The organism is Cutibacterium sp. LaCa_286 (genome assembly GCF_057198075.1).
The window spans coordinates 628,815-641,106 of the sequence record NZ_CP191091.1; the positions used below are offsets into that span (position 1 = coordinate 628,815).

Genomic DNA, 12,292 nt, shown 5'->3' on the forward strand with positions numbered 1-12,292 from the left:
CCGGACATGCCGGCACCCCTCGTCGTCAGGTGGGTACGTCGGGCTTCTCAGGCGTTGTTCGTCGGTGAGACGCCGAGGTGCATCCCCGACAGGCCACGGGGACGGGAGTCCAGATTCTTGGCCAGCTCGACGATGGCCTGGGCAGCCGGGGACTCCGGGTGTGCGGTGACGATCGGATCACCCTCGTCGCCGCCCTTGCGCAGCTCGATGTCCATGGGGACCTGGGCCAGCAGCGGCACCTCGGTACCCAACCGCTTCGACAGGGCATCGGCAGCCTCCTGACCACCGCCGGAGCCGAACAGGTCGATCCGGTACTCCTTACCGGTGTCGGGGGCGGTGAACGCCAGCCACGACATGTTCTCCACGACGCCGATGATCTTCTGGTTCATGAGGGCAGCCATCGTCCCGGCACGCTCTGCCACCTCGGAGGCGGCCTGCTGCGGGGTGGTGACGACGAGCACCTCGGCGGTGGGAACCTTCTGACCCAGGCTCATGGCGATGTCACCGGTGCCGGGTGGCAGGTCGAGCAGCAGGTAGTCGAGATCTCCCCAGTGCACGTCGGCCAGCAGCTGGGTGAGGGCACGGTCGAGGATCGGGCCACGCCAGGCGATGACGTCGTCCTTGTTGGGCTTCATCATGCCGATGCTGATCGTCTTGATGCCCATGGCCGGCACCGGCAGGAGCAGATCGTCCAGCGGGGTGGGGTGGGCGTCACCTGCACCGAGCATGTCGGGAATCGAGTGGCCGTAGATGTCGGCGTCCAGCAGACCGACCGATCGGCCCAGCCCAGCCAGGGCCAGGGCCAGGTTGACGGTCATCGACGACTTGCCGACGCCGCCCTTGCCGGAGGCCACGGCAATGACCTTGGTGGTGTTGCCCGGCTCGGCGAACGGGATGGTGGGTTCTGGGGCGCCACCACGAAGCTGCTCACGCACGGCGGCGCGCTGCTCGTCGGTCATGGACCCGAGCTCGACGTAGGCACCACGCACTCCGTCGACGGAGGTGGCTGCTTCGGTGACGTCCTCACGCAGGGTGTCCTTGAGTGGACATCCCGGAACCGTCAGGAGAATGCGAATGTAGGCGCGGCCGTTGTCGTCGACGGATACCTCGTCAACCATGCCGAGGTCGGTGATGGGTCGCCTGATCTCCGGATCCTGTACACGAGACAGCGCCTCATGGATCGCTGGGACAAGCGGGTTTTCGGTGCTCATATGCATTGTCTACACACCTGAGCACCGCCCGGGCAAGTTCTCCGGCAGCTGACCGATGCCGTCGGTACACGCCGGGAGCTCACTTGGTCGTCAGCAGGGCATCTGGCCCCGTAGGATGGCCGTACCCGAACCTGTGAGGTGACCATTTCATGCAGCCTGCCCACGTGTCGTCCCTGTTCCAGCTGGAGTATCCGAAGCCCGTTGTTGTCGTCAACGACTACGAGACGGCGCAGAAGGTGGTCGATCATCTCTCCGACAAGGAGTTCCCGGTGGAGAATCTGTGCATCGTCGGCACCGACCTGCGCAGCATCGAGCGGGTCATCGGCCGCAAGACCTGGGGCACGGTGCTCGGTCAGGGCGCCATCTCCGGGGTCGGTATGGGCCTGCTCGTCGGACTCATGATGTCGTTCTTCTACTCGCTCAACAGTCTGGTCGTCATGTTGCTGTCCGGCCTGCTCATCGGTGTGGTCATCGGCATGATCACCGCGGCCATCACGTATGCCATGAGTCGTGGGGAGCGCGACTACAACTCGGTGCAGCAGGTGGTGGCCACCCACTATGAGGTGCTCGCCGAGCACAAGGTGGCCCAACAGGCCCGCGACCTCGCGCTGGAGCTGCGCGAGGTGCGCGACCAGGTGTTCAACGCCTGACGTCTCAGCCCCAGAGGTCGGCGATCCAGGCCTCGACCTCGTCGATCTCGCGCGGGCAGTCCTTCGACAGCCACTCGGGCTCACCGTCGGTGATGCACAGGTCGTCTTCGATGCGCACCCCGATGCCCCGGAACTCCTCGGGAACGAGCAGGTCGGTCTGCTTGAAGTAGATGCCGGGCTCGTCGGACATGCACATCCCCTTGCGCAGGGGGCCGGAGTAGTCCTCACGGCGGGCCTGGGAGCAGTCGTGGACGTCCAGACCGAGATGATGGCTCGTGCCGTGCACCATCCAACGACGGAACTGACCGCCCTCGGGGGAGACGGCGTCGTCCACACTCACCGGAAGGATCCCCCAGTCGGCCAGGTACTCACAGATGACCCGGATCGCCGCCTGGTGGATCTCGGCGTGGTCATGGCCCACCCGAGCCACCTTGGAGGCGGCGTCCTGGGCATCCAGGACGGCTTGGTAGACCCGGCGCTGGGCCGGTGAGAACGTGCCGCTGATGGGCAGGGTACGGGTGATGTCTGCGGTGTAGAGGGAGTCGATCTCGATGCCGGCGTCGATGAGGATGAGTTCTCCGGGGCGCAGGTCGCCGTCGTTGCGCACCCAGTGCAGGGTGTTGGCGTGGTCGCCGGCGGCGCAGATCGAGCCGTACCCGACGTTGTTGCCCAGGTGACGGGCGTGCAGTCCGAAGATGCCTTCCATCCATCGCTCGCCGCGGCCGCGCCGCACGGCCTCGGGCATCTGACGGATCATGTCCTCGAATCCCACCTTCGACCTACGGCAGGCGTCGCGCAGCTGCTCGATCTCCCAGTCGTCCTTGCAGAATCGGGCGTCTGAGGTGAACTCGTCGAATGCCTCGTCGGCAGCTGCGTCGCCACGTCCAGAGGCGGTCTGACGGGCGACGTCGACCTTGTCGGTGATCGACGGATCGGCCTGACGGATGACGCGCAGCGGTGCGGAACCGCCCGGGGCCGAACTGCTGAGGGCGGCATCCAGCTCGGCGATGTCGCGGCACTGCAGGCCGGTCATCGTCGACATCTCCTCCAACGACTCGCGCTTTCCGACCCACATCTCGCCGTAGGTGGGATCGGCGTAGAACTCCCGATCGGTGCGCGGGGCGCGCGGTTTGAAGTACAGCACGTCGCGGGTGGTGGACCCGGTGGTGTCGATGACGAGCACCGCGTTGGGCTCCCGGTCGGTGCCCAGCCCGGAGTAGTAGACGAACGTCGTGTGTGGACGAAACGGGAAGTCGCAGTCGTTGTTGCGGGGCATGAGCACGCCAGCGGGGATGACGAGCACCTCGCCGGGGAACCTTGCAGCCAGGACGTCACGGTGCGTACGCGCCGAGGGCACCGAGTCCAGGGGCTGTGGCATGGTGGAGTCGTAGGGCTGCCAGCCGGTGGGGATGAAATCACGGAACGCCTGGGAGAACGGGGTCTGGCGTTTGGGGACCTTCTGCTCATCAGCGGCCTGGATCTGGGAACCGGCAGACCTGCCGGAACGATCAGTCACATCAGTCATGGAAACTCTCGCCTCTCCGTCGAATGTGCGTTGGGTGTCATTGTAATGAGCCGGGTCCAGCCGGATAGGCTGGCTCTCACGAGTTCAGCAGAGTCTGGTGGCCATGAGCTCCCCGGGTTCACAGTTGCAGGAGGTAGCGTGAAGGCAGCACCGCAGGACCAGTGGAAACTTCTCGACCTGGCAGAGACCGACCGGCTCATCGCCCGTAGGCGTCATGATCGCAAGGTCCTTCCCCAACTCGACGAACTCAGGAAACTTGCTGGCTCGCGTCAGAGCCTCGCCGAGGATCTTGTCGCCAAGCAGACGGTCGTCTTCGACCTCAAGGCCGACCAGAAGCGCATCGAGGGAGACCTTGCCCCGGCGAGGGCCCGTCTGGAGCGCAACCAGGCCACGGTGGATGCCGGCCAGATCGATCACAAGGCACTGCGCAGTCTCACCGACGAGATTGAGCACCTCAAGCGACGTATCGGTGATCTGGAGGATGCCGAGCTCGACATCATGCAGCGGGTCGAGGAGGCGGAAGCGGCTCAGGCGCAGGCCGACGAGGCTCGCAAAGCTCTTGACGGCCACATTCGCGAGGCGTTGGCGTCCCGGGACCATGACCTCTCCGAGATCGACGCCGAACTCAAGCGTCTTGTTGCGCAGCGCACCGCCCAGGCCGGGGCGCTCCCGGCCGATCTGCTCAAGCTGTACCAGACTCTGTTGGAACGTACCGGGATGGGGGCCGGCAGGTTGGAGCATGGCGTGTGCAGTGCCTGCGGAATCGTCGCCAATCCTGGCGACCAACGTCGCTACGACCAGGCCCCGGCAGACGAGGTGCTGCGCTGTGAGGAGTGCGACCGCATCATGGTGCGTCCCCTGTGAGACGACATCCCCTTTGAGGAGTGGGCTCATCCCCCTTGAGGGGGATGGTTCCCGACCGGGCGCTGCCCGAGGTGGGGCCGATCACGGTTCGGTGAAGGTGCGCGAGGTGCGAACGTCTGCCCCGACCAGGTGTGGTGAGCCCCATCGGCTGTCATGAAGCGGTGTTCACAGGCTAGAATGGATGTTTGGACGAGCCACCCGGGGTGATCGCGGCAGACGACGATCTGTCGAGGAAAGTCCGGGCTCCACAGGGCAGGGTGGTGGGTAACGCCCACCCGGGGAGACCCGCGGGACAGTGCCACAGAAAACAAACTGCCGAGAAATCGGTGAGGGTGAAACGGTGAGGCAAGAGCTCACCGCGGCATCGGTGACGGTGCCGGCACGGCAAACCCCACCCGGAGCAAGGCCAAGAAGACCGTGAGGTCGCGGACGTGTTCGAGGGCTGCCCGCCCGAGCGCCCGGGTAGGCCGCGCAGCTGCAAGGCTGGAGGGCGTCGGCAACGGCGTTCACAGATGGATGATCACCGGCCCCGATGGGGTCACAGAACCCGGCTTACAAGGGTGGCTCGTCCCTTTTCAACCAGGGACTTGTGGTGGGTTGATGGGTTCTGTGTTGCAGCAAAGCTTCTGGCGATGATGGGTGCTGAACGGTACAGAAAAAGACGAGACGTAGGTGTCACGCCTATAGGGACGTCTGCCATGAGGGTGTCTAAGGATTGGCTGAGTTGCGAAACAGGAAGAAGAATTTCTTTTCTGGGGCGTACACGGATTAGTATGTGGCAGTCAGGTTGCTGGAGATTCTCCGGCGCAGGAATCCGGTGAGAGACCGGAGCTGACGCGCAGCGGTATGACTGATCCACCCGACTCGAGCCACTGGTGCCACTGGTACCGGGAAGGTGTCGGAAAACGGAGATGAGGTTGAGCCCGAAGACCACCTGACAACGTCCTGTCGGTCCCCGGCCGCGAACGCCGGTCACAGAAAGCTGGCTTCTCATGCCCATGTGCTCATCCTTGTCACATCGCCTCGTCATGGGGTTGGTCGTGCCCGCCACTCTGCTCGCTGGCTGCGCAGGTGCTCCCGAAGATCCCGTTTCCAGCGAGCCATCCTCTGCGTCGGTGTCCCAACCGTCCGCAGATCGTGTGGAAGTCACCAACTGTGGTCAAAAGATCATTCTCGACAAACCTGCCACCAGGGCTGTAACTCTCAACCAAGGTGCCACGGAGGACGTCCTGGCCATCAATGGCGCATCAAATCTGGTTGGGACGGCCTACCTAGACGGCGAGATTCCTGCCAAGTGGCGAAAGTCCTATGATTCGGTCAAGGTGCTGGCCAAGGAGTATCCGTCCAAAGAGACCTTCTTGGCTGCCAAACCCGATCTTGCTCTTTCCTCTTTCTCCAGTGCCTTCACCGACAAGGCTGTCGGAACCCGGGATGAGCTCGCGAAGCAGGGAATCGCCACATACATCAGTCCCTTCGGATGTCCCAAAGGCACTAAGTCAGCCGAGACAACGTGGGGCAATGTCTGGAAGGAAATGCGCGAGGTCGGATCCCTCATCGGGGCTCAGGACGGTGCCGACACTGCGATCACCAAGCAGCATGAGTACCTGCGGGACGTGACTACACACAAGCACGGTACCGGAACCTCGATCGTGTGGTTCGATTCTGGGGACAAGACCCCGTTCATCGGTGCCGGTCACGGTGGCCCACAGCTGCTCATGGATGCCGTGGGAGCCAAGAATGTCTTTGCGGACGTCGATGGCGGATGGGCCGATGGCTCCTGGGAAAAGATTGTGGCCTCCGATCCGGACGTCATCGTCGTTGCCGATGCCAAATGGTCCACCGCGAAGGACAAGATCGCTTATCTCAAGGGCGATCCGGTTCTCAAGCAGATGAGAGCTGTCAAGGAGAACAAGTTCGTAACGGTGCCATTCTCCCAGAGTACCCCGGGTGCCGAGCTGATCGACGGTGCCAAGACTCTCAACGATGGTTTGGCAGAGATCGCTGGGAAATGATCCGCTCACGTAACTGGTTGTTGGCTGCCTTTCTTGGTACTGCCCTCGTTGCCAGTGCCTTGGTCGTACTGGGAGTTGGGGCAGTCCATGTGCCGGTTCACGATGTGATTCGGGTGGTTGCTCGACGATTTCGACTCATTAATGGCTCTGATGTCACCGTCCTTGACGATCGGATTGTCTGGCAGTTGCGCGCCCCGCGCGTCATTGGCGCAATGGCTGTGGGCGCTTTGTTGGCGATGTGTGGAGCGGTACTGCAGACCCTGACGGGTAATGACTTGGCCGATCCTTATTTGCTCGGCATTTCCAGTGGCGCCTCGGTCGGTGCGGTCTTCGTCCTCATCGTCGGGATCTCCAGCGCTCTGGGGCAGTCCGTCCTGATGACACTGGCCTCATTCGGCGGGGCGGTCGGGGCCCTTGTCATGGTGTTGGCCATGGCCACTGGTAAGTCTGGGGAGCTACCCGCCAGCCGGACGATCTTGGCTGGGGTGGCCGTCGGACAGTTGTGCGGGGCCGCGGTGTCCATGATGATCATGGTGTTCGGCGAGTCGAACGCCGCTCGATCAGCCCTGTCCTGGACACTTGGGTCGTTCACCGGTTTGAGATGGGGATCGACGATCACCCTGGCCGTCGCCACCGTTCCGGCCCTCATCGCCGGGATGGCGTTGTGCCACACTCTTGACGCTTTCGCCTTCGGTGACGTCAGCGCGATGTCCCTGGGAGTACCAGTCAACGCTGTGCGCTGGATGATCATGGTTGGCACCGCCCTGCTGACTGCTCTCAGCGTCGCCTTCGTCGGCCCCATCGGCTTCGTCGGGCTGACGGTTCCGCACATCGTGAGGTTCTGGACCGGGCCGCGGCACGCGCGGCTGTTGCCGGCATCTGCCCTCACCGGGGCACTGCTCATGGTGTGGTCAGACACTGCAGCGAGGTGCTTGCGCCCGGACACCGAGATTCCGGTCGGGGTCATCACGGCAGCCATCGGAGCCCCGGTACTGGTCATCCTGCTACGTCGTCAGGCGTCTCGATCATGACATCAACGACAACCGCTCTGCGGACCGAGAACCTTGGGTGGGGCGTCGATGACACGACGATCCTGTCCGGGGTCAACGTGGAGATTCGGCCAAAAGCCATGACGATGGTCATCGGACTGAATGGATCCGGAAAGACGACCTTGCTGCACCTGCTGGCGGGGTTGCGCAAGCCCAGCGTGGGACGGGTATGGCTTGGGGAGCGCGACCTTGCGAGGATCGGTGCCAAGGAGCGCTCCCAGGCGATAGCTTTGCTCGAACAGAATCCTTCGGCTCATGTGGAACTGACGGTTCGCGATGTCGTTCAGTTGGGCCGTATCCCGCACTTGGGAGGCTGGGGTATCGGCAACGTGAATCGTCGGAAGGGGCGTGATGGGGACGTCGTCGAGAACGCGATGGCGTCGACCGGGGTGGCTGATCTGGCCGATCGAGCGTGGTCGTCCCTCTCAGGAGGAGAGATGCAGCGGGTCCAGTTGGCCCGAGCCCTCACCCAGGAGCCTGAGATCCTGCTCCTGGATGAACCCACGAACCACCTCGACCTGCGTCACCAGATTGACCTGTTGGAGAGAGTACGCGGACTTGGTCTGACAACGGTGACCGTCATCCACGATCTTGACCTGGCCGTTGCCTACGCAGATGACCTCATCGTGCTGGATTCGGGCCGGATGGTCGCCGCAGGGCCGGCCTCAGAGGTACTGACCCCTCACCTCGTCCGCGACCATTTCGGGGTTGACGGCGAGGTTTGGTCAGATTTCAGACGTGGATTCACCTGGCGGGGACTGCAGCCGTGACGACGCGTATCGCTGTCTCGCTGCGCTGGGAGGACGCCTCTGACACGATCAACGCAGAAGCGGTGGCCCGTCACGTGGCTGCCGATCGGAGTGCAAGCCTGCAGGGTCCTGGCCCGGCGCTCGCAGATGTCCTCGACGCCGTTGATGACGACCGGGTCGAACTTGTCGGATGGAGTCGCGACCACGGGCCAGTACCGCTGTCCTGGCTTCGGCGGGTCGCTGGCCAGTGGGTGCGTGGCCGGGAGAACGGGCCAACCGTCGTCGTGCACGTCGGGGTTGTCCGCCCGAATCAGGAGCTGACCGGCCAGTGGCGAACCGTGACAGGCGCCGAAGCACCGTTGCGCAGCCCTGCTTGGCAGGAGTTTCCCTCCTTCCGGTATCATTTGCTCACCTGTCGAGGACCTCGCTGCAGCGCGGTCGGCGCCGCTGATCTGCATGCGCGTCTTCAGAAGAAGCTGGCACAGTCACACGTCCTGGACACGGAGGTTCTCGTCACGGTGACGGGGTGCATGTTCCCTTGCAACCATGCCCCTCTCATGGTGGTGTGGCCAGACGGCAAGTGCATCCAGTTGACCGAGGGCAACCTCGATCGCATCGTGTCGGCGCTGACTGGCCCCTCCCGTCATTGACGAGAAGCCCCGGTGGCAGTCAGCAACAACGTGCCTGGGGATTGCGGTCCTGACGGTCACAGTGATCGCGCCAGAAGTCCTTCTCGGACATCGGTTCGTGGCCGGTGCGTCGGCACCACTCCACGTGGTTGTCGTAGACGTCTGCTCCCGTGATGCCGCGTACCCACCATCGCAGTAGTGACCACCATCGTCGCCATCCTGGTTCGGCGGGCATACGTCGAGGTGCAGCCGTCATGCGTGCTCCGTTGTCTTGTGGACGTTCTCCAGGTCGAACTCGGGGTGCTGGGCGGTGAAGGAGTCCCACTCGGCCTGCAGGTTCTGCTCGGCCCGGTTGGCGACGAGGCCGCTGGGAGCGAAGATATGCGAGGGCAGGGCGGGATCCTCGGTGTCGATGATGTTGTGGCCGCGCAGTGCCTGGATGGTGCGGATGCATGCCACGACCATGACGATGAGGGCACAGATGACGAAGATGATCGACAGCGTTCCCTGAATGGCGGTGTTGCCGACGACGGTGTGCATCTCATCAAGGGTCTTGGCCTGGCCCAACGAGGTCTTGCCGGCAGCAATGGCGCGCCGATAGGTCATGTGATTCGCCCAGTAACCGATCCTCGGGTCAGGGGAGAAGATCTTCAGCCATGATCCATACACCGTGATGATGGCAGTGAAGAGCATGGGTACTGCAATGATGAGCAGTCGCCAGGTGTGTCCCTTGCGGGCGAAGACCACCAGGCAGATGGACAACGCCACGGCTGCCAACAGTTGGTTGGCGATTCCGAACAGCGGGAAGAGGGTGTTGATACCACCCAACGGGTCGGCGACACCCATGAGGAGGATCGAGCCCCATCCAGCCACCATGATGGCGGTGGTCAACCAGGAACCGACTTTCCACGAGTGGTCCCGTAGGCGCGGCCAGAAGTTCCCCAGAGCATCGGAGAGCATGAACCGGGCGACGCGGGTACCGGCGTCGACCGAGGTGAGGATGAACAGGGCCTCGAACATGATCGCGAAGTGGTACCAGAAGCTCATCATGGCCTGGCCACCGAAGAGCTGGTGCATGATCGTCGCGAGGCCGACGGCCAGGGTGGGTGCGCCGCCAGTACGGCTGATGATCGACGTCTCGCCAACGAGGTTGGCTGTCGTCGTCAGGGCATCGGCGTCGGTGTGGACCCCCGTCAGGCCCAGTGAATTGACGTAGGTGACGGCCGACTGAACGGTGTTGCCGGTGGCACCGGCCGGCGAGTTCATCGCAAAGTAGATGCCGCGATCCACGCAGAGGGCTGCCACCAGAGCCATGATTGCGACGAAGGACTCCATGAGCATGCCGCCGTACCCGATGAGGCGGGCCTGGGACTCCTTCTCGATGAGCTTCGGAGTGGTGCCCGACGCGATGGTGGCGTGGAATCCGGACAACGCTCCACAGGCGATCGTCACGAAGAGGAAGGGGAACAGCTTTCCCGAGAAGACGGGGCCAGTACCGGTGTGGGCGTAGACGCTCATCGCAGGCACGCTGATGACTGGACGGACGATGACGATCGAGACCGCCAGCATCGTGATGACACCGACCTTCATGAAGGTCGAGAGATAGTCGCGAGGGGCCAGCAGCATCCACACCGGCAGGATCGAGGCCACGAATCCGTAGATGATGATGGCCCATGCCAAAAATGGCCGGCCCAGGTGCAGAGCGGTGGCGATCGAGGTGTTCTCGATCCACGCTCCCGAGGCAATGGCCAGCACCAGCAGGATGATGCCCATGACGGACACCTCAAGCACCTTTCCGGGGCGCAGATACCGCAGGTACAAGCCCATCAGCAGCGCGATCGGGATGGTCAGGCCGACGCTCCACACGCCCCAGGACGACGCCGCCAAGGAGTTGACGACGACCATCGCAAGGATTGCGACGATGATGAGCATGATTGTCAGGGTGGCCACGAGGGCGGCGATTCCGCCGAAGCGTCCCAGCTCGTCCTTGGCCATCTGGCCCAGTGAGCGTCCGCCGCGTCTCATGGAGATGACGAGGACGAGGTAGTCCTGGACGGCACCGGCGAGGATGACGCCGACGATGATCCAGATCGTGCTGGGCAGATATCCCATCTGGGCCGACAGCACCGGACCGACCAGCGGGCCAGCTCCCGCAATGGCGGCGAAGTGGTGACCGTAGAGAATGCGACGGTCAGTGGGGACGAAGTCCCGGCCATTGTAGTCGTACTCGGCTGGGGTGGCCCGCTCGTCGTCGGGATGGACGAGCTTGTCCTGGATGTACTTGGCGTAGAACCGGTAGCCGATGAAGTATGATCCAACGGCCGCGAGGACGAACCAGATCCCGTTGACGGTCTCACCGCGATGGATGGCGAGCATCCACCATCCGAGGCCGGCGATGGCCGAGATGAGGATCCATGCGATGACTTTGGGCGGTGTCCATCGATCGTGTCGGGCACGCTCCTTCGCGCTCAGTGATGTGGGCGGCATTCCCGACGGTGGTGTGCTCTCTCGGGAAGTGAGGGTGGCTTCACTCATGATCGATTCCAGCTCCCGTGGCTTGGGTGTCTCCGTCCTGTTGCGGAGATGCTGTGAATCACGAGATTACTGACCTGGTCATTTGTTCAGGACCGGGGTGGGAGTCGTGCGCCAAATTGAGGATTGTGGTGTTGAAGCGGTGAGTGGCATCTTTGCAAGGATGGTGTTGTGTTGCACTCTGGGGGAGTGCAACACAACCCTCACTGGTGTGGGGCCCTCAGTCCAACCGGGTGAGGATCTCGGCACCGTCGGTGTTGATGACCATCGACTGTTCGAACTGGGCGCACCACGACCCGTCATTGGTCTGCACCGTCCAGCCATCGTCCCACTGGTGGTTGGCCTGGTTGCCCAGCGTGAGCATCGGCTCGATGGTGAGCGTCATGCCCTCCTCGAGGGTGACGTCGTAGCGTGGCTCGTCGTAGTGGAAGACGACCAGCCCGGAGTGGAAGGCCGTGTGCACCCCGTGGCCGGTGTAGTCGCGGACCACGCCGTGACCGAACCTCTTGGCGTAGTTTTCGATGATGCGTCCGATGATGCTGATGGACCGGCCCGGACGCACCGCCTTGATGGCGCGATTCATGGCCTCCTGGGTGTGGGTGACGAGGTCACGGGCCTCCTGGCTGACGTCGCCACACAGAAAGGTGTAGCAGTTGTCGCCGTGCACACCGTTCTTGTAGGCGGTCACGTCGATCTTGACGATGTCGCCGTCCTCCAGGGGACGAGCATCCGGGATGCCGTGGCAGATGACGTCGTTGACGCTGGTGCAGATGGACTTGGGATAGTTGCGGTAGTCTAGGGTGGACGGGTACGCCCCGTGATCGCACATGTACTCGTGGGCGATCCTGTCGAGCTTGTCAGTGGTGACTCCGGGGGCCACCGCCTTGCCGGCCTCGTGCATGGCGCCGCAGGCGATGCGTCCGGCCTCGTGCATGGCCTCGATGACCTCGGGGCTCTGCACATGGGACCCGGTGTAGTTCTCCGGCACGTCACCCTTGCCCACATAGGGCGGGCGTTGGATGGAACTCGGGACGGACAGACGCGGGGAAACAGGGTAAGCATGCATGGAAG

The 12,292-nt window shown here is 63.3% G+C and carries 11 protein-coding genes, 1 other RNA gene and 1 riboswitch; of the genes, 7 read left to right on the forward strand and 5 right to left on the reverse strand.

Going from position 1 to position 12,292, the window contains the following annotated elements:
- Window positions 1-47: 47 nt before the first annotated feature.
- Window positions 48-1,211 carry an Mrp/NBP35 family ATP-binding protein gene (locus tag ACP8JZ_RS02660; RefSeq protein WP_286321041.1) on the reverse strand — a complete coding sequence of 388 codons (1,164 nt, stop codon included), beginning with the start codon at window positions 1,209-1,211 and terminating at the stop codon, window positions 48-50.
- 149 nt (window positions 1,212-1,360) lie between these two features.
- On the opposite strand from ACP8JZ_RS02660, the gene ACP8JZ_RS02665 reads away from it, so the two are divergent.
- Window positions 1,361-1,861, forward strand: a complete 501-nt coding sequence (locus ACP8JZ_RS02665; protein WP_021104506.1) for a YflT domain-containing protein — start codon at window positions 1,361-1,363, stop codon at window positions 1,859-1,861.
- Between the two features lie 4 nt (window positions 1,862-1,865).
- On the opposite strand, the gene ACP8JZ_RS02670 is transcribed toward ACP8JZ_RS02665, so the two are convergent.
- Window positions 1,866-3,386 (reverse strand): aminopeptidase P family protein, encoded by a 1,521-nt coding sequence (locus ACP8JZ_RS02670; protein WP_484482651.1) that lies wholly within the window; start codon window positions 3,384-3,386, stop codon window positions 1,866-1,868.
- Window positions 3,387-3,524: 138 nt separating this feature from the next.
- Here ACP8JZ_RS02670 and ACP8JZ_RS02675 point away from each other — a divergent pair, with 138 nt between their 5' ends.
- From ACP8JZ_RS02675 to ACP8JZ_RS02700, 6 genes are all read left to right on the forward strand, one after another.
- The gene (locus ACP8JZ_RS02675; protein ID WP_023035138.1) at window positions 3,525-4,250 is read left to right on the forward strand and encodes a zinc ribbon domain-containing protein; all 726 of its coding nucleotides are present in this window, start codon (window positions 3,525-3,527) and stop codon (window positions 4,248-4,250) included.
- Between the two features lie 191 nt (window positions 4,251-4,441).
- Window positions 4,442-4,821: RNase P RNA component class A (gene rnpB / locus ACP8JZ_RS02680), an RNA gene on the forward strand.
- Window positions 4,822-5,017: 196 nt separating this feature from the next.
- A riboswitch (cobalamin riboswitch) is annotated at window positions 5,018-5,202 on the forward strand.
- A gap of 40 nt (window positions 5,203-5,242) precedes the next feature.
- Window positions 5,243-6,262, forward strand: a complete 1,020-nt coding sequence (locus ACP8JZ_RS02685; protein ID WP_316327328.1) for an ABC transporter substrate-binding protein — start codon at window positions 5,243-5,245, stop codon at window positions 6,260-6,262.
- Window positions 6,259-7,293 carry a FecCD family ABC transporter permease gene (locus tag ACP8JZ_RS02690; protein ID WP_306517294.1) on the forward strand — a complete coding sequence of 345 codons (1,035 nt, stop codon included), beginning with the start codon at window positions 6,259-6,261 and terminating at the stop codon, window positions 7,291-7,293. Before ACP8JZ_RS02685 ends, ACP8JZ_RS02690 begins: the two co-directional genes overlap by 4 nt.
- Window positions 7,290-8,081 (forward strand): ABC transporter ATP-binding protein, encoded by a 792-nt coding sequence (locus ACP8JZ_RS02695; protein WP_306517295.1) that lies wholly within the window; start codon window positions 7,290-7,292, stop codon window positions 8,079-8,081. Before ACP8JZ_RS02690 ends, ACP8JZ_RS02695 begins: the two co-directional genes overlap by 4 nt.
- Entirely contained in the window at window positions 8,078-8,710 is a 633-nt protein-coding gene (locus tag ACP8JZ_RS02700; RefSeq protein ID WP_484482652.1) for a (2Fe-2S) ferredoxin domain-containing protein, read from the forward strand. The genes ACP8JZ_RS02695 and ACP8JZ_RS02700 overlap by 4 nt, the downstream gene beginning before the upstream one ends.
- A gap of 19 nt (window positions 8,711-8,729) precedes the next feature.
- Here the strand turns inward: ACP8JZ_RS02700 and ACP8JZ_RS02705 are convergent, their stop codons facing one another.
- The 3 genes from ACP8JZ_RS02705 to map all read right to left on the reverse strand — a co-directional run bounded on the left by ACP8JZ_RS02705 (window position 8,730) and on the right by map (window position 12,287).
- Window positions 8,730-8,945, reverse strand: a complete 216-nt coding sequence (locus ACP8JZ_RS02705; RefSeq protein WP_484482653.1) for a CstA-like transporter-associated (seleno)protein — start codon at window positions 8,943-8,945, stop codon at window positions 8,730-8,732.
- On the reverse strand, window positions 8,942-11,224 hold the full coding sequence (locus ACP8JZ_RS02710) for a carbon starvation CstA family protein (RefSeq protein ID WP_484482654.1): 2,283 nt from the start codon (window positions 11,222-11,224) through the stop codon (window positions 8,942-8,944). The genes ACP8JZ_RS02705 and ACP8JZ_RS02710 overlap by 4 nt, the downstream gene beginning before the upstream one ends.
- A gap of 217 nt (window positions 11,225-11,441) precedes the next feature.
- The gene (gene map, locus ACP8JZ_RS02715; RefSeq protein WP_023035145.1) at window positions 11,442-12,287 is read right to left on the reverse strand and encodes a type I methionyl aminopeptidase; all 846 of its coding nucleotides are present in this window, start codon (window positions 12,285-12,287) and stop codon (window positions 11,442-11,444) included.
- Window positions 12,288-12,292: the final 5 nt, after the last annotated feature.